General features: G+C 62.2%; 16 protein-coding genes. 7 read left to right on the plus strand and 9 right to left on the minus strand.

The window, feature by feature from the left end; translation table 11 throughout:
• The first annotated feature begins 96 nt into the window (after positions 1–96).
• The gene (locus H6851_10150) at positions 97–2847 is read left to right on the plus strand and encodes a histidine kinase (GenBank protein ID MCB9943968.1); all 2751 of its coding nucleotides are present in this window, start codon (positions 97–99) and stop codon (positions 2845–2847) included.
• Positions 2848–2904: 57 nt separating this feature from the next.
• On the opposite strand, the gene H6851_10155 is transcribed toward H6851_10150, so the two are convergent.
• The gene (locus H6851_10155) at positions 2905–3558 is read right to left on the minus strand and encodes an ABC transporter substrate-binding protein (GenBank protein MCB9943969.1); all 654 of its coding nucleotides are present in this window, start codon (positions 3556–3558) and stop codon (positions 2905–2907) included.
• Entirely contained in the window at positions 3548–4261 is a 714-nt protein-coding gene (locus tag H6851_10160; protein ID MCB9943970.1) for a VacJ family lipoprotein, read from the minus strand. The genes H6851_10155 and H6851_10160 overlap by 11 nt, the downstream gene beginning before the upstream one ends.
• Before the next feature lie 417 nt (positions 4262–4678).
• Here H6851_10160 and H6851_10165 point away from each other — a divergent pair, with 417 nt between their 5' ends.
• On the plus strand, positions 4679–4945 hold the full coding sequence (locus H6851_10165; GenBank protein ID MCB9943971.1) for a hypothetical protein: 267 nt from the start codon (positions 4679–4681) through the stop codon (positions 4943–4945).
• Between the two features lie 53 nt (positions 4946–4998).
• The gene (locus H6851_10170) at positions 4999–5688 is read left to right on the plus strand and encodes an RraA family protein (protein MCB9943972.1); all 690 of its coding nucleotides are present in this window, start codon (positions 4999–5001) and stop codon (positions 5686–5688) included.
• Positions 5689–5759: 71 nt separating this feature from the next.
• Here the strand turns inward: H6851_10170 and H6851_10175 are convergent, their stop codons facing one another.
• The 4 genes from H6851_10175 to H6851_10190 all read right to left on the minus strand — a co-directional run bounded on the left by H6851_10175 (position 5760) and on the right by H6851_10190 (position 9984).
• The gene (locus tag H6851_10175) at positions 5760–7361 is read right to left on the minus strand and encodes an MBL fold metallo-hydrolase (protein ID MCB9943973.1); all 1602 of its coding nucleotides are present in this window, start codon (positions 7359–7361) and stop codon (positions 5760–5762) included.
• 21 nt (positions 7362–7382) lie between these two features.
• A complete protein-coding gene (locus H6851_10180) occupies positions 7383–8330 on the minus strand; it encodes a TIGR00730 family Rossman fold protein (protein MCB9943974.1) in 948 nt (315 codons plus the stop codon).
• Positions 8331–8488: 158 nt separating this feature from the next.
• Positions 8489–8869: a phasin family protein gene (locus H6851_10185; GenBank protein ID MCB9943975.1), complete on the minus strand. Its 381-nt coding sequence runs from the start codon at positions 8867–8869 to the stop codon at positions 8489–8491.
• 443 nt (positions 8870–9312) lie between these two features.
• Entirely contained in the window at positions 9313–9984 is a 672-nt protein-coding gene (locus H6851_10190) for a cell wall hydrolase (protein ID MCB9943976.1), read from the minus strand.
• A 269-nt stretch (positions 9985–10253) separates the two neighbouring features.
• Here H6851_10190 and H6851_10195 point away from each other — a divergent pair, with 269 nt between their 5' ends.
• A complete protein-coding gene (locus tag H6851_10195) occupies positions 10254–11282 on the plus strand; it encodes a hypothetical protein (GenBank protein ID MCB9943977.1) in 1029 nt (342 codons plus the stop codon).
• Positions 11279–12001, plus strand: coding sequence for an aspartate/glutamate racemase family protein (locus tag H6851_10200; GenBank protein ID MCB9943978.1), 723 nt, complete (start codon positions 11279–11281; stop codon positions 11999–12001). The genes H6851_10195 and H6851_10200 overlap by 4 nt, the downstream gene beginning before the upstream one ends.
• Here the strand turns inward: H6851_10200 and H6851_10205 are convergent.
• Entirely contained in the window at positions 11989–12726 is a 738-nt protein-coding gene (locus H6851_10205; protein ID MCB9943979.1) for an isochorismatase family protein, read from the minus strand. The two genes, H6851_10200 and H6851_10205, sit on opposite strands and share 13 nt — an antisense overlap.
• A gap of 150 nt (positions 12727–12876) precedes the next feature.
• Here H6851_10205 and H6851_10210 point away from each other — a divergent pair, with 150 nt between their 5' ends.
• On the plus strand, positions 12877–13692 hold the full coding sequence (locus H6851_10210; GenBank protein ID MCB9943980.1) for a 4-hydroxy-tetrahydrodipicolinate reductase: 816 nt from the start codon (positions 12877–12879) through the stop codon (positions 13690–13692).
• Here the strand turns inward: H6851_10210 and H6851_10215 are convergent.
• Positions 13670–14122 carry a DUF4332 domain-containing protein gene (locus H6851_10215; GenBank protein ID MCB9943981.1) on the minus strand — a complete coding sequence of 151 codons (453 nt, stop codon included), beginning with the start codon at positions 14120–14122 and terminating at the stop codon, positions 13670–13672. The two genes, H6851_10210 and H6851_10215, sit on opposite strands and share 23 nt — an antisense overlap.
• A gap of 134 nt (positions 14123–14256) precedes the next feature.
• Between H6851_10215 and H6851_10220 the strand changes: the two genes are divergently transcribed.
• A complete protein-coding gene (locus tag H6851_10220; GenBank protein ID MCB9943982.1) occupies positions 14257–15111 on the plus strand; it encodes a transposase in 855 nt (284 codons plus the stop codon).
• A 9-nt stretch (positions 15112–15120) separates the two neighbouring features.
• Here H6851_10220 and H6851_10225 read toward each other — a convergent pair whose 3' ends face one another.
• Positions 15121–16341, minus strand: coding sequence for an IS256 family transposase (locus tag H6851_10225; GenBank protein ID MCB9943983.1), 1221 nt, complete (start codon positions 16339–16341; stop codon positions 15121–15123).
• Positions 16342–16377: the final 36 nt, after the last annotated feature.

Consider the following 16377-nt stretch of genomic DNA (forward strand, 5'->3'; position numbering starts at 1 on the left):
ATGGCAGCCTTGCGCCGCCGGTTCCACCGATCGTTCCGGGCTGTCCCGTTTTCCTGCCATTCTGCCTGCATTCCCCTGCAAGGGAATGTTTTCGTGATGTTGCCGACCTGGCTCGTCGCCTTCGCCTCGCTTCTCTATCTGGGACTGCTGTTCGCGCTTGCTTCCTTCGGCGACCGGCGTGCCGATGCCGGTCGCAGCGTCATCAACAATCCGGTGGTCTATACCCTGAGCCTTGCGGTCTATTGCTCGGCCTGGACCTATTACGGCAGTCTCGGCGTGGCGGCAACGTCCGGGATCGGTTTCCTGCCGATCTATCTGGGACCGACGCTGGCGGCCCTGCTGTTTCCCTTCGTGCTGCTCAAGGTTCTGCGCATCACCAAGGCCTATGGCATCACCTCGATCGCCGATTTCCTGGCCGCGCGCTACGGCAAGAGTGGCCGTGTCGGCGGGCTGGTAACCATCGTGGCGGTCATTGGCGGCATTCCCTACATTTCCTTGCAGTTGAAAGCGCTGGCGGCCAGCGTCGCCACGGTGATGGGAGACAAGACGCCATTCGTCTCAAGCTTCAGTCTCGGTGCCGATACCGCCCTGACAGTCACGCTGGTGCTGGCCGTCTTCAGCATCTTTTTCGGGACCCGCCATGTCGACGTGGCCGAGAATCACCAGGGCATGGTTCTGGCGGTGGCGTTTGAGGGCATGATCAAGCTGCTGGCGTTCCTTGCGGCCGGCATCTTCGTGACCTACGGCCTGCATGACGGCCTTTACGATATCGCCTCGAAGGTCATGGCGAACGATGAGCTGCGCGGATTGCTCAGCTTCGAGGCGACGCAGTTCAGCTATATCGACTGGTTCCTGCTGACATCGCTGTCCGGGATGATGTTGCTCGTGCTGCCGCGCCAGTTCCAGGTAGCCGTACTGGAGAATGTCGACGAGAAACACGTGCGCACGGCAAGCTGGCTTTTCCCGGCATATCTGCTGTTGATCAATCTTTTCGTCCTGCCGGTGGTCATGGCCGGGTTGCTGGACGGTGCGGCGACCGGAGGCGAGGGGGCCGCGGAACTGATGATCCTCAGCCTTCCCCTGAAGGCGGGCCACGAAGCGCTCGCACTGATCACCTATCTGGGCGGGTTGTCGGCGGCGACCGCCATGGTCATCGTCGCCACGCTGACCTTGAGCACGATGGTCTCGAATGACCTGGTCATTCCCTTCCTTTTGCAACTCCGTCGCAAGAAATCTGCCGACCGGCTGGTCCTGACCGGGATGATCCTGAACATTCGACGCGCGACGATCCTCATCCTCCTCATGTCCGGCTACCTGTTCTTCAAGCATGTCAGCGGCGGTCTCGGTCTCGCCAGTCTCGGCCTCATATCCTTTGCCGCGGTGGCCCAGTTCGTCCCCGCCATCATTGCCGGCATCTACTGGCGTGACGCCAATCGTGCGGGGGCCTTCCTCGGCATACTTGGCGGTTTCGCCGTCTGGCTCTACACGCTGATCGCCCCGATGCTCGCCACGGCGGGCTCGATCGACAACGCGTTCATGACCCATGGCCCGTTCGGTCTCCAGTTGTTGCGGCCGCAGGCCCTGTTCGGGCTGGAGGGGCTGCATCCGGTCAGTCACGCGCTGATCTGGAGCCTTGCCGTGAACATCGTGCTGCTGGTGACGGCTTCGCTGGCGACGCGTCAGGACAGTCTCGAACGGGTGCAGGCCCTGATGTTCGTCGAGGTCAATGCGGGGCACGAGACGGCCCGGCTCTGGCGCGGGCAGACCCGGGTGGACGACTTGCTGGACCTCATGGAGCGTTTCCTCAATCGCGACGGCGTGGAACAGGCGCTCTTTCTCGATGCCGGGCGTCGCGGGGCGCGGTTGACCGGCAGGGAGGAGGCCGACGCCGAATTCGTGCTGCTGGTCGAGCGGCAACTGGCCCGTGCGATCGGTTCGTCATCCGCGCGGGTGATGGTTTCCTCGGTGGTTCGAGGCGAGCAGATCGGCCCGGATCAGGTGATGGAGATCCTCGACGAGACGTCGCAGGTCATCGAGTACAGCCAGAGGCTCGAACAGAAATCCCGGGCTCTTGAGGCGGCCACGGCGGAATTGCGCGATGCCAACGATCGTCTCACCGAGCTCGACGGGCTCAAGGACGATTTCATCGCTACCGTCAGCCATGAATTGCGCACGCCGCTCACATCGATCCGCTCGTTTTCGGAAATCCTGCTGGATTCGCCCGACCTGTCGGCCGAGGAGCGCTCCTCCTTCCTGGCAATTGTCGTACGCGAATCCGAGCGATTGACGCGTCTCATCAACGATGTCCTCGACCTCTCCAGGATCGAATCCGGCCGCATGGACTGGCAGGTGACGCGGGTTGATCTGCGCGACGTGATTGAGGACGCTCTCTCGGCGATAAGCGGACTCTTCACCGAGGCCGGGGTCGCCGTCGTTCTGAATGCCGAGGTCGAGAATGCGCTGGTGGAAGGGGATCGGGACCGGCTGATCCAGCTTGTCGTCAATCTTCTGGCCAATGCTGCCAAGTTCGCGCCGAGAAAAAGCGGGCAGGTCCGGGTCGAACTGCTCAGGTCCGGTGCCGGCCGTTTCGAGATCCGGGTCGACGACAACGGTCCGGGCGTACCTGAGGATTATCGTCGCGACATCTTCGAAAAGTTCAAGCAGGCGAGTGAGGCGTTCAAGGAACGACCCAAGGGCACGGGGCTAGGACTGACGATCACGCGACACATCGTCGAGGCCTTCGGCGGACGCATATGGGTCGAACGCAGCACCACGCTGGGCGGCGCCTCGTTTCGCTTCATCCTGCCATCCATCGCGGTCCTTGACGGCAAACCTCCGGCAGACTGACCTTGCGCGTTGCGATGGATGCCCAATACCCGGTTCACGGCAGTCGTCGGCGCATGGTCAGCCCGAATCTGTCTGGGCCCCATCCAGACGACGCTGCATCACCTTGATGAGTCCATCCATTCCATCCGATGCTACGATATCGCTGACTTCCGAGCGTTGGGTAACGACCAGGCTTATCCCTTCGGCGACGACATCTATGATATACTGACTGTTGTCGTCCGTCCGCACACGCCATTCCACCTGAATGGGCGGCGCACCTGAGGGGCGCAGGATATTGGTGGCCACGAGGCTGTCGCGGTCATTGATCTCGCGGCTGCCGACGATCTCGAATGTTTCGCCGCCATATTCGTGCAGGCGGTCAGCCATTGTCTTCATCACCAGTTGACGGAAGACATTGACATAGGCATCGCGCTGGGCATCGGTCGCCGTGCGCCAGTATTTGCCGAGCACCAGCTTCGCCAGCAGGTCCAGATCCGTGTAGCGGTCGAGCAATCCCTTGATCGCGACCAGCTTCTCTTCCTTCGGGATGTCGGTTCGCTGCAGCAGCTCTATCGCCTGGTCGCCGATCTCGCGAATGAACTGCTCGGGGCTCTGTGCGGCCCTGGCCCCGAACCCTTTCAAGAGGAAAGGCAGTGCCAATGTGGCGCTCAGGAGCATACGGCGGGTCGACTGCAAGCGGCCCGGACACCCGGTGCGCGCGTCATGGTTCATCAAGGCTGTCCTCGAATTCCTCGCTGAAGATATCTTCGTAGTTCTGATCATTGGATAACGAGCCGCCATTGCGGATGTCGGCCTCGCGTTTTTGAAGGTAGACCGTACGGGTGCTGGCGTAGAGATCAAGGCTGTTGCGCTTGAGATCCCTGATCGCCGGGTCGAGCTGGTAACGGGTGTCGATGCCGTCCGCGACGTAAAGCCCCAGAGCGGCCTCGTTGCTCATGACGTACGAGGCGGGATCGAGCGTCAATGCCGTCACGACGGTGCCTGTCAGGTCGCGGGCCGAACTCGGACCCAGGATGGGCACGATCAGGTAAGGACCGGGTCCGACGCCATAGACCCCCATCGTCTGGCCGAGATCCTCGGTATGGGCCTCCTCCATGCCGACCACGCTGGCAAAGTCGAACAGGCCGAACAGGCCGAGCGTGGTGTTGATCATGAAGCGGCCGAGCGTTACCCCGGCCCTCTCGCGCTCTCCCTGGAGGATATCATTCACGAAGGTAACCGGAGAGCGCAGGTTCGAAGTGAAGTTGCGAAGGCCGGTCTTGGCCGGGGCTGGCACGACCACGCCGTAGACCTGCTGCGCGGGGTTGAGGATGACGGTGTCGACAATCTGGTTGAAGCCGAAGATGAACCTGTTGACCGGCTCCAGCGGATCGTACACCGAGTTCAGGGCACGTGCGGGTGCCGGGGACAGCATGAGGACCGTTCCCAGGAAGACAGTCGTCGTCCACCACCGGCGATGGCAACGCATGATCGGGTGAAAACCGGCGTTTGAACCCATACAGCCCCTCTTCAGCACGGCACATTTTCGGTTCGAGGACCGAATGACGTTGCGAACTGCTCCTCTGTTCGCCGCGACGGTAGAATTAGGCAATCGCCTCCTTTGTTGCAAGAGTGGAACAAGGCCAGGGTTAAGACTTGAAGCGTATCGAGCTACCGGGAAGTGACAAACCGGCTTGATACTAACCCGAATGATATTAACAATTCGTGAGTGGCGGGTCGGGAAACCCGCAGGAATTCACTGTCAAAACCATCCTTGCGAACGCCTGTAGACGGCTGGCGGGCAGGAGGGGCGGGGATCATGCGGCTTGTACCGCAGGAAGGAGGAAAACCCATGAACGAGGTCCGTGTTGTTTCGCTGAACGGATTGGCCCGGCGCCTTCGCGATATCCTCGGGGCGGAATCCAACCTGTTCCATCGTTTCTCTAGGGCCCTGCGCGATCAGGACGAAGGTCTCATTCAGGAGGTCATGGACGAACTGGCGCTCTGTCCGCAGCCATTGCGCTCGCAGGCGCATGACGCCATGCTGGCATGGCTGTTCGACAGCAGGGACAATTCCGGGCTTGCCGACCTGCCGGCCGCGAGCCGGAGCATGAACTGATCCGGACGTGGCGTTTTCCCCGTTCGGACAGAAATCAAACGGGGAGAAGCAACATGATTCACGAACCGCCACTGCTGCGCATCCGGCGTCATTTCGAAAGGCCGCAGTCACCGGTCATGGACCGCCTGCGCTCGGCCAACAGCTGCTGGATCGGCGATGCGCTCGAAGGCCGGGCCGGTCTCGATCCATCGATACGCACCATCGGCACCGGGCCGATTCCGGTCTGCGGGCCGGCATTCACCTGCAGTACGGGGGTGAACGCCAATGTGGCACTCGCCGCGGCCATCTCGCTCGCCGAACCCGGCGATGTGATCATTGCCGCAAACGAGGGCTTTGCCGGAGCGGCCATCATTGGCGACGTGCTGGCCGGCATGGCGAAGAACCGGGGTGTGGCCGGTATCATCATCGACGGATTCGCCCGCGACCTCGCTGGACTGAAGGATGTCGGCCTGCCGATCTTCGCCCGGGGCGTCACGCCGAATTCCTGCGTGCGCATGGGCGTCGGAACGGTCGGCCTTCCCGTGCAGGCCGGCGGTCAACGCATCGACAGCGGCGATTTCATCTTCGCCGACGACGATGGCGTGGTGGTGATCGCGCGGCAGGATATCGATCGGACTGCCGATCGTATCGACGAGATCGCACAGGCCGAAAGGGGAGTTGTCCAGCGCGTTCGCGATGGTCTCGACCGACCGGACTTCATGGTCGACCTGCTGCAATCGGACCGCGTCCAGTATCTCGATTGACGGACAGGTTGTGACCGTGCCGGGAGCTGCGGCGATGGCCCGCATGCTCCCGGATCCGTCACCGTCCCGGATCAGGCCCGTTGGTCGCGTGTGAGCGCTTCGCGCATCCTCTCCAGCAAGGCCAGCTTGACGTCGCTGTTCTCGATGGTGTCGAGGCGCTTACCGAGATCCAGCAGCAGCCGCGCATAGGCACTGTGCCAGTCATGGTCGGCCGCGGCCTGCTCGTGCGACAGGCGCCGGTGCTCGGCATGGCGGGCGGGCTCTCCGCCGAGCGACAGTTCGAAGCGATCATCGAGCTCCGGGGTGAGGATGTGCCGGGGATTGCAGCCCGCCGCGGCGAGATGCTCCCTGAACGCCTTCATCGCATCGGGTTCGCCGTGGGACAGGAAGATGGTGTTGCGTACCGGGAGGCGTTCCTTGACCCACTGAACGAGTTCGCCCTGATCGGCATGGGCTGAATAGGAGTCGATGCGTTGAATGTCGCAATTGACCTCGATCTCCTCGCCGTGAATGCGTACCCGCTTTTCACCGGAGAGGATCAGGTGCCCGAGTGAGCCGGGAGCCTGATAGCCGACGAACAGCACGCTGGCTTCGCGACGCCAGAGGTTGTTCTTCAGGTGGTGACGGATACGGCCGGCATCGCACATACCCGAGGCGGCCATGATGATGGCGCCCTTGCGGATCGTGTTGATCGCCTTGCTTTCCTCGACCGATTGGGTGAAGCGGATGCGGGGGCTGCGGAAGATCCTCATGTCGGGATCGATATCGTGAAGGGAATTGCGATGGCGTGCGAAGGTTTCGGTGACCTTGATTGCCAGCGGGCTGTCGATGAAGATCGGCGCGTCGGGAATTTCGCCATCCTCCATCAATTTCACCAGGCTGTAGATCAGCTCCTGCGTGCGTTCAACCGCGAAGGCCGGGATCAGAAGGTTGCCACCCCGTCCGAGCCCCTTGTTGACCGCATCGCGCAGTCTGGCCCGGCGGGCTTCCAGCGAAAGGTCCTCGCGGTCGCGGTCGCCGTAGGTGCTTTCGCAGATGAGATAGTCGACATCGTTCGGACCGCTGGGGTCGTCCTGGAAGGTCTTCTCGTCGGGACCGATGTCGCCTGAAAACAGGATGCGGATGGGGCGTTTCTCGTTCCGGTCGGCGACTTCCAGTTCGATCGACGCCGATCCGAGGATATGTCCGGCGTTCCAGTAACGCGCACGGATCCCCTTCATGGGTTCGAACCATTCATCGTAATTCTCGGCCCGTGCCAGTTCGAGGACGGCTTCGGCATCCCGCCGCGTGTAGATGGGTTCGACCAGCGGGCGCCCGCGCTTCCTGTTGCGCTGGTTGACCCGTTCGACCTCGCTTTCCTGGATGTGACCGCTGTCGGGCAGCATGAAGGCCATGAGGTCGATGGTGGGCTCGGTCGCGAAGATCGGTCCCTTGTAGCCATTCGCGGTCAATTTGGGCACGAGACCGGTGTGGTCGATATGCGCGTGGGTGAGAACCAGGGCGTCGATGCCGGCCGGTTTGAACGGAAACGGCCTGTAGTTGAGCTCGCGGATCGTCTTGGTGCCCTGGAAAAGCCCGCAATCGATCATCAGCCGGCCGCCGTCATGGTCGATCACGTAGCAGGAGCCGGTGACCGTCGAGGCCGCACCGTGGAAGGTCAGTGAGGTTGGCATGGCATTGTTCCCTGATGGCGTTCAGCGGGATGTCTGCGGGGCTCCGTCGGTCGGACCGTCGCAATCGCTCGGGAGCAGGTCCGAATAGGCATAGTGCTCGCGGATCACGTTCCAGGCGTCTTCGGCACTCTCGACATAGGTGAAGATCCCGGTATCCCGCACACCGATGACACCCTCTTCAACCAACGCATCGAAATTGATGATCTTTGTCCAGTACTCCCGGTCGAACAGCAGGACCGGCATGGGCCGCGCCTTGCCGGTCTGGATCAGGCAAAGGCACTCGAACAGTTCATCCAGCGTGCCGAAACCGCCCGGAAAGACGATGAGCGCCAGGGCCCGCATCATCAGGTGCATCTTGCGAATGGCAAAATAGTGGAACTGGAAGCACAGTTCGGGCGTGATGTATTCGTTGGGGGCCTGCTCATGCGGCAGGGTGATGTTGTGGCCGATACTCAGCGCACCGACATCGGCGGCGCCGCGATTGGCGGCTTCCATGATTCCCGGCCCGCCTCCGGTAACGATGACGGCGCGCCGCCTCTCGCTGTTCTGCCCCGCTTTCGACACGATCTGGGCGAAACGCCGGGCCTCGGCGTAGTAGTTGGCATGGCGGGCGATGCGGCTGGCCTCGCGTAGCCGGGCTGCAAGCTCCTCATTGTCGGGATCGGCCCGGAGTGCTGCCTCGGCCTCTTCGAGAAGCTTTCCGGCTTCCTCGGGCTGACGATTGCGCGCACTCCCGAAAACGACGATCGTCGATTCGATCTGATGCTCCTGCAAGCCCATTTCCGGCTTGAGCAGTTCGAGCTGCAAGCGGACGGGCCGAAGCTCCTCGCGAAGGAGGAAGTCAGTGTCCGCGAAGGCGAGCGGATAGGATTGCGAACGGGTCTGCGCGGTCTGGCGCGTCGCCGCGGCGCGTTTCGCATCTTCCCGCGCACTCGGCAGGGCATATCGTTCGCGGTCGTCGTCACGCATCTCTTGCGGCCCCGATTGTTCAACCTGCGCAAGAGCCTAGCAGCGTGTCGCCGAATTGCCGAGTGCCGCGATGTGAATGCGCGCATGATCGGATGCGAAAACGGCCCCGCTCGACGAGGCAGGGCCGTAGTCACCGGTCGCCGCGACGACCCCAAAGATCAGGCGGCGAGGGTCTTGACATCCTCAAGATTCTTGGTGGCGCGCTTGACCAGCAGGTCGACCACCTCGTTCTGCGCCTTCATGCTCAGGTCGATCGTCTCCTTGACGTCAACCATGGCCTTTTCCATCACGGCGCGGGCCTCGTCCATGTACTCCGCGGGCTGCTTCTTCGCATCGAAGCCCTGGAAGAGATTCTCGCCCTTGGAGAAGGTCTCCTTGAGCATCTCGCCCTGGCGCTTGGCGACTGTCTGGGCGAGGTCGAAGAGGATCTTCTGGGCGGTAACCATGGTCTCCAGATTGGCCTTCTGAAGGGCGATGACCGCTTCGAAGTCGAACTTGGGAAGGGTCTGTGCGACGGTGGCCGCAGGCTTGGTGGTCATGGAGGGAACTCCTGTCAGACGTTCGAAAAATACAAACTCCTTCTACTCCAGCTTCTGATGCGCTGCAATATGAATTTTGCTGCGACGCGATATATTCATGAAGTGGCCATAGTCCTTTCATGTGTGAAAGCTCTCCTCGGAGGGGACGAGTCATGCAGGTACAGTCCATTGCGATCTTTTTCTACAGGATATTCAAGTATTGAGAATATATGAGTGTTTTATCACCGCGCCGGCTTTGGCGAATCGATGTGCAAGGGACAGGATGCACATGAGGTCATGAATGCAGGGAACATTCTCCCGTACCCAGTCATGATGGGAAATTCGTCAAGTCTTGATATTGCGATGCCGCATTGTTTCGGTTGCGTGGCTGCGGGCAAGGCGAATCCCGTCGGGGATGCCTGCCACAATGCGTGGAGCAGCAGCCGATTGCCGTCGGGAGCCGGTCAGGGCAGGTCGATGGGGAGGAGGTTGTCGAAACGGGATTCCGGTCGGGAGACGGGAATGATGTTCCCCAGCGAGCCGGGCCCGGCAAGGTCAATGGCCGTCCAGAATGCGTCGAGGCCATCCAGGGCCTCGACCTGCTGCCTCGGGCTGACCGGAAGGGGAGGCTGGGGCCTGGCTGCCGGTTCGATCGTCCATTCGGGCTCGATCGACCTGACACTGGTATAGTAGACATGGCCGCCATACTGGGCTACGCGATGCATGGAATTGCTCCAGCTCGGGCTTATGGTGACGGCATGAAAGCTGGTGGCGCCGCCGGTCAGGTCGGGAAGGGTGGTTGCTGTCAGGGCTGCCAGCACCGAGTCGGTCCAGGCCTGACGGTCGATGGCATTGCGGATCCGGACATTGTCGGAAAGACCATCGTGGGTCCACGAAAACTGATGGGCATCCCAGATGACCTTGCACGGTGTATCATCATATCGCGGGTCGGCGACCCGGTTCAGCACGACCTGGCCCACGGCCAGCTTGTCGGCAAAGGCACTGCCGCGGGCTTCGAACCAGATATTGCGGGCCATGCAGGTGACCTGTTTCTCGAATGCCGCGGGATCCGGGTTGTGAACCGCAAACAGCATCATCATGGCTTCGAGGATCGTCCTGGCTTCACCGGCGACCATTTTTTTCTCCATCCTCGTCATGACATCGCCGGATGCAGGACCATCGAGACGGCCGCCGTTCGATCCGACAGGCGTTCACGGGCGTTGGCATGAACGTCACCTGCAGGAATAGCCGATCACCCGTGGGAGGTGGTGCTAAAGTGTTTATTGCCAAGCCCTTGGGTACGTATGGGTGTTAACCGGTTGCTGCCATTGCAGGCTGTCCGTGCGATCTCTAAACCATCGGCACGTGAGCCCGGGCGGATCGGGGCCATTGGGAGTGGGCGTTGATGAAGCAGTTGCGGATCGGGAGCACGATGGTCGCGAGACGCTCGACCTTCGGCCTGGCCATCGGGCTCTCGGTCCTGATGACACCCCGCTGGGCGACCTGCGGCGAACCCGGGATCATTCATGTCAGCGGTCGCCCGACGGTCGGCGCGCACTACCACTATGTCGTCGAGCGGTCGCGGAACCTCGTCATCGATGGCATGAGCGACGTGCGGGATGCGCAGGCCAGTGCGTCGCTGGACGTGGTCAGGGAGCGTCCCGACGGTTTGCAGTTCAGCTGGACGCTCGAACAGGTGACCATCGCGGGCAGCGCCGACCTCGATGTCGAGAACATCACTTCCCAGCTGACGGCCCAGCTGACGGATTTTCCCGTGGTCTACTGGACCGATCCGGCGGGCTCGATGATCGAGATCACCAATTTCGAGCGCCTGCGCGACAGGCTCGACGCCGGTACCGGGCGGATGATCGACAGGGTCACGGCAACGATGAAGGACGACGGCGCCACCGATACCCAGATCGAGGGCGCCCGCAAGCTGATCGTCGACATCCAGCAGATGCTCATCAGCCAGCCTGCATCACAGCTGGGATTCCAGCTGCTTCCCGAAGCGTCGCTGGCGACCTATGCCTTCAACATGTCGCTCAAGCTCGATCGGGCGGTCATCTATTCGCGTGAGGAGCCAAGCCCGCTTGGCGGTCCGCCGCTGGCCCTGGCGGGCGAACTCAAGGCCGTCGATCTCGATCCGGAGAAGGGACTGGTGACGATACGCTGGAACGAGAGCTTCGCGCCGGATGCGGTCGAGAGCTTCATCCACGATTTCGGCCGGATGATCGAGGAGCGCGCGTCGGAGGACATGCGCGGCGACCTGCTGGAGCAGTTTCACGCGATTGCCCGCAACATGACGATCGAGCGGCGGGGAGAACTGCTGGTCGATCTTGCCGACGGCATGACGGTGCGCGGGGCGGTTCACAAGGAAACGATGCTCGGCATGAGCCGGCGCATCGACGAGATGTCGATCAGGAGGGAGCCATGATAGCCCGTGGCGGGCCAGCCGTGGCAGGCGCGGCGGTCGGCATCCTCATGTTGCAGGCCCGGTTCCCCCGGGTGGTGGGCGAAGTCGGCAACGCGTGCACCTTCGATTTTCCGGTGCACTACAAGGTCGTTCGCGATGCATCGCCCGATCGTGTCGTGCGCCGGCGCGCCGAGGGATTGCTGGACGCGTTCATCGACGGTGCCCGCGAACTGGTCGCGATGGGGGCGGATGGCATTGCCACCAATTGCGGCTTTCTGGCCCTGTTCCAGGGCGAACTGGCGGCAGCCCTCGATGTCCCGGTCGCATCATCCAGCCTGATGCAGTATCGCCTGATCCAGTCGATGCTGCCACCGGGAAAACGGGTGGGGATCATCACCATTTCGAGTGATACGCTCAGTGACGATCATCTCCGGAGCGCAGGAATTCCGCTCGATGCACCGGTCGTCGGCACCCGGCCGGATTGTCACTTCAATGCGGTGATTTTCGGCGATCTTCCCGAACTGGATACGGATCGCGCCTGCGAGGACGTGCTCGAGGCGGCCCGCCGGCTCGTGGGTGAGCATGAGAACATCGGCGCGATGTTGCTCGAATGTACCAACATGTGCCCCTACAGTGACGCGGTTGCCGACATGACCCGACTGCCGGTCTTCGACATGGTCAGCTTCATCCGCTGGTTTCACCAGGGGCTGAGACCCCGGCGATATGGCTACAGCCCCTGAAGCTCGCTGGCGAGAATGGCTCCGCGCGAAGCCATGAAATAGAGCCCCATGTGATGCGTCTCGGCCTTGGGATGGGCAGCGGTGTCGGGCAGGCCGAGGTTCCGTGCGACCTCGAGCGGCAGGTCGTAGGTGGCACAGGCCGGCTCAAGCACGACGATATCGCGCAATGTCGGCATCAGCGCATGATTGCGTGCGGACAGCATGGTCAGGACGAAGTCCATGACGCAGATGTCCGTACAGATGCCGACGGTGACGATCGTCTGCAGACGGTGGGCGTTGACCCAGTCGATACAGCGATTGTGGCTTGTTCCATGCGCCTTGAAGGTGGGCTCGATGGCGCCGACAAAGCCATTGATGCAGTCCTTGCGGATCAGTGTCACATCGTGATGGCCCGCGAGCCAGGCGAGTTCATCCACCAGTTCTTCCTCACCGGTGCCCTTGATGCAATGGGGCGGATAGGGCGGTTCGGGGCGGTCGGGCTCGTGGGTGTCGAGGAAGGCCAGGATCGGCCACCGGCGATCGGTAAAACGGCGGGCGATGTCTCCGGTCATCGCGATCATGCGGCTGATCTGCTCGTCCGCTGCTTGTGGCGCGAGATTTCCGCCACCGACCCGGCAGAAGCCGTTGACCTCATCGACGACGACGAGCCCTGTCGCGCCATCGCCGATGTCATGCGGCCGCATCTGGACGGGCAGGCTTGCGCTCATGCGTTCGGGCAGGCTCATCGGGCTTCCTCCGGTCAGAACGTCCGGCCGCGCGGGCCGACACCACGATCGTGCATCGGCTGGACCCGGCATGCAAGCTTGCGGGCCACCGGTACAGCAGCTAACAGCGTCGCGTCGGAGCAGCGGCAAAAAACGGGGAGGCGCGCGATGTTGCGGGTTGGAGTGATCGGTTGTGGCGGTCGGATGGGCAGGGCCAACATGGCGGAAATCCTGTCCACCGAAGGGCTTGAGCTCGTCGGCGGGATCGAACTTCCCGGCAATCCGGTGATCGGTGGGGATCTGGGCGAGCTGGCGGGGCGAGATCCCCTCGGTATCAAGGCCGGTACGGACATCGGCTCGCTGTTGACAGCGGCGCATGTGGTCATCGAATTTTCCACACCGGACGCGAGCGTCGCCAATGCGCAACGCTGTGCTGATGCGGGTTGCGCCCACGTCATCGGAACGACGGGATTGACCGCGGCACATCAGGCGGTGCTGGCCGAGTGCGGACAGCGCATCCCCGTCGTCTGGGCGGCGAACATGAGCCAGGGGGTCAGCCTGCTGCTGGGGCTGGTCGAACAGGTTGCCCGCGCCCTCGACCCTTCGTTCGACATCGAGATCGTCGAAGCGCACCATCGACACAAGGTGGATGCGCCGTCCGGGACGGCCCTCGCACTCGGTGAAGCGGCGGCCAGGGGCCGGGGCGTGGATCTCGCCGAAATCGCCGACCGTGGCCGCGACGGTCTGACCGGCGCGCGCCAAAGTGGCCATATCGGCTTTGCGGCCATGCGTGGCGGCGATGTCATCGGCGACCACACGGTCCTGTTTGCGGGTGACGGCGAGCGGATCGAGCTGACGCACAAGGCATCCAGTCGAGAGATCTATTCCCGTGGTGCCGTGCGTGCGGCGCGGTGGGCGGCCTCGCAGCCGCCCGGGCTCTATGGCATGATCGACGTCCTCGAGCTCAGTAGTCGACGAGAGGCGTGATCTCCCTTGCCTGGTTGACCCAGTCGAGAACTTCTTCGGAAGTGGGAGACCGTCGGGCGAGACGTTCCTCCTGATTGTAGGCCCGCAACTCGTCGTGCAGGCGGGCGGGGTCTTGCGCGGCCAGCGACTGGACGTCGCGCACGCCCAGATCTTCAAGCATCAGGCCGAAGACAGCGCCGATGCCGTTGACCCGCGACATGTCGGCCCGCTGGACCAGCGTGGTCAGCAGATCGAGGTCGAGATTGGTCATTCTTGCCAGCTGTGCCCGCTTGTCGGCCGTTCCCGCCGCATCGAGAAGCTGGCCGCAGCTGGTGATGCGTCGAGCCTTCAGCACCACGCGTGCCCGCTGCGGCACGCCACGGAGCTTGCTGATCGGCAGAGAATAGCGTGTACCCGCAGGCCCGAGTGGGCCGGAATCTGACGCCGCCATCAATCTGTTCCCTCTATCCCTGGTAACCGGTGCAAAAGTCCGGGCGGACTGGATTTTTGAGGCTTGATCTGCGCGCATGGAATAAGAATATGTTCTCGATTCCCAAGAGCGATGGGACGTGATTCAAGTTTGTTATGTCCAAGCCCAATGCCACCAACCTCGCCACACTCGGCCTTGATGATCTCCGCGATTTGGTTGCGGCGCTGCTGGAGCGCGTCGCTTTGCTGGAGGCGGAGAATGCAGCATTGCGGGATGAGATTGCCCGGCTCAAGGGGCTGAAAGGGCGGCCGAAGATCAAACCGTCGGGGATGGCAGCGAAGGCCGGAACATCGACGGCCACAGGCAAGCGAGGCGGCAAGGGCAAGCGGGGTGGTTCGTCGAAGGCCAGCCGGCGGGTTCCTGTGGTGAGCGAGGAGCAGAAGCTCGGGGTTGAGGCGCCGCCCGGCTCGCGGTTCAAGGGGTATGAGGATTTTGTCGTGCAGGATCTGCGGCTGGAGAGCCGGGTGATCCGCTATCGCCAGGAGCGCTGGATGACGCCGGACGGGCGAACGGTGACAGCGCCGTTGCCCCAGGGCTTGTGCGGGCATTTCGGGCCTGAACTGGTGCGGTTCATCATTCTGCAGCACGTCCAGGGCCAGGTCACGACGGAACGCTTGACGGCGATGCTGAACGAGATCGGCATCGTCATTTCCAAGTGCCAGGTCATCCGGCTGTTGAACAATGATCCAGGCGATTTGCATGACGAGGCCACGGAGCTGTTCCGCGCCGGTCTCGAGAGCGCGAAATGGATCACCGTCGATGACACCGGCGCCCGGCATGGCGCCAAAAACGGCTTCACCACCCAGATCGGCGATGACCGCTTCACCCACTTCGCGACGACGTTTTCCAAGAGCCGGGTGAATTTTCTCGAACTGCTGCGCGCCGGTCATGGCGGTTATGTCCTCAATGACGGGGCCTGTCAGGAATTTCGTGTACGGGCGATGAATTGATCATGATTTTCAGGCGGCCCGGAGGCGGTCTTCGAAGAGAATGGCGAACTGTGCCTTGGCCATGGCCCATTCGCGTGGCGGCATTCTCCACTCCTTTTCGGCCAGGTTCAAGACCAGGAAGAGCAGCTTCATGGCGCTCTCGTCATTCGGGAAATGACCACGGGTTCGCACCGCGCGTCGCAGTTTGCTGTTCAGGGCTTCGATCGCGTTGGTGGTGTAGATGATCCGGCGAACGTCGTCGGCAAAGGCGAAGAACGGAATGACGGCCTGCCAGTTGCGACGCCAGGACATGGCAATGGCCGGGTATTTTTGCCCCCAAATTCCAGCATCGAACGCCTCCAGCGCCGCCATTCCGGCGTCGGCGTCCTTGGCCCGGTAGACGGTCTTCAGCTCGGCGGCGACGGCCCGGCGGTCCTTGTAGCTGACGAAATCCAATGAGTTGCGGATCAGATGAACGATGCAGGTCTGGACCTGGGTCTGCGGGAACACGGCCGTGATCGCCTCCGGAAACCCCTTCAGGCCATCGACGATCGCGATCAGGATATCCTCGATGCCCCGGTTTTTCAGCTCGTTCATCACCCGCAGCCAGAATTTCGCGCCCTCTGTCTGTTCGATCCAGAGCCCGAGGATCTCCTTCTGGCCGTCGAGCCGAACGCCGAGCGCGACATAGACCGCCTTGTTGCGGACCATCCCCTCGTCGCGGATCTTGACCCTCAAGGCATCGAAAAAGACCAGCGGATAAAGGCTTTCCAGCGGCCGGTTCTGCCATTCGGCAACCTCGTCCAGGATGTCGTCGGTCACGGCACTGATCAGCTCGGGGGAGACGTCAACGCCATAAATCTCGTCCAGATGACCGCGGATCTCCCTGACCGTCATGCCGCGGGCGTACATCGAGATGATCTTTTCGTCGAAGCCCGGCAGTCGCCGGCGATATTTCGCGATGAGCTGCGGATCAAAGGTCGATAACCGGTCACGTGGCACCGCAATCCCGAACTTGCCACTGTCCGTGATCACCGTCTTGGAGCTGTAGCCATTGCGGCTGTTGGATTTCCCCTCGCTCGCTTCGCCAGCCAGGTGATGATCCATCTCGGCGTTCAACGCCCGCTCGGCCAATTGCCGTTTGAGCTCATCAAGCAATCCTCCCTTGTCGAACAGCGTCGAGGGATCTTGCCCAACAAGCAACTGGTCGATCAGTCGCTCACGTTGCGTAGGCTTCTTGCGTGCTGGCATGTGATGGTTCCTCTCTTTCCATCATCATCGCCCGTA

Source organism: Geminicoccaceae bacterium (genome assembly GCA_020638465.1).
Lineage (GTDB): Bacteria > Pseudomonadota > Alphaproteobacteria > Geminicoccales > Geminicoccaceae > JAGREO01.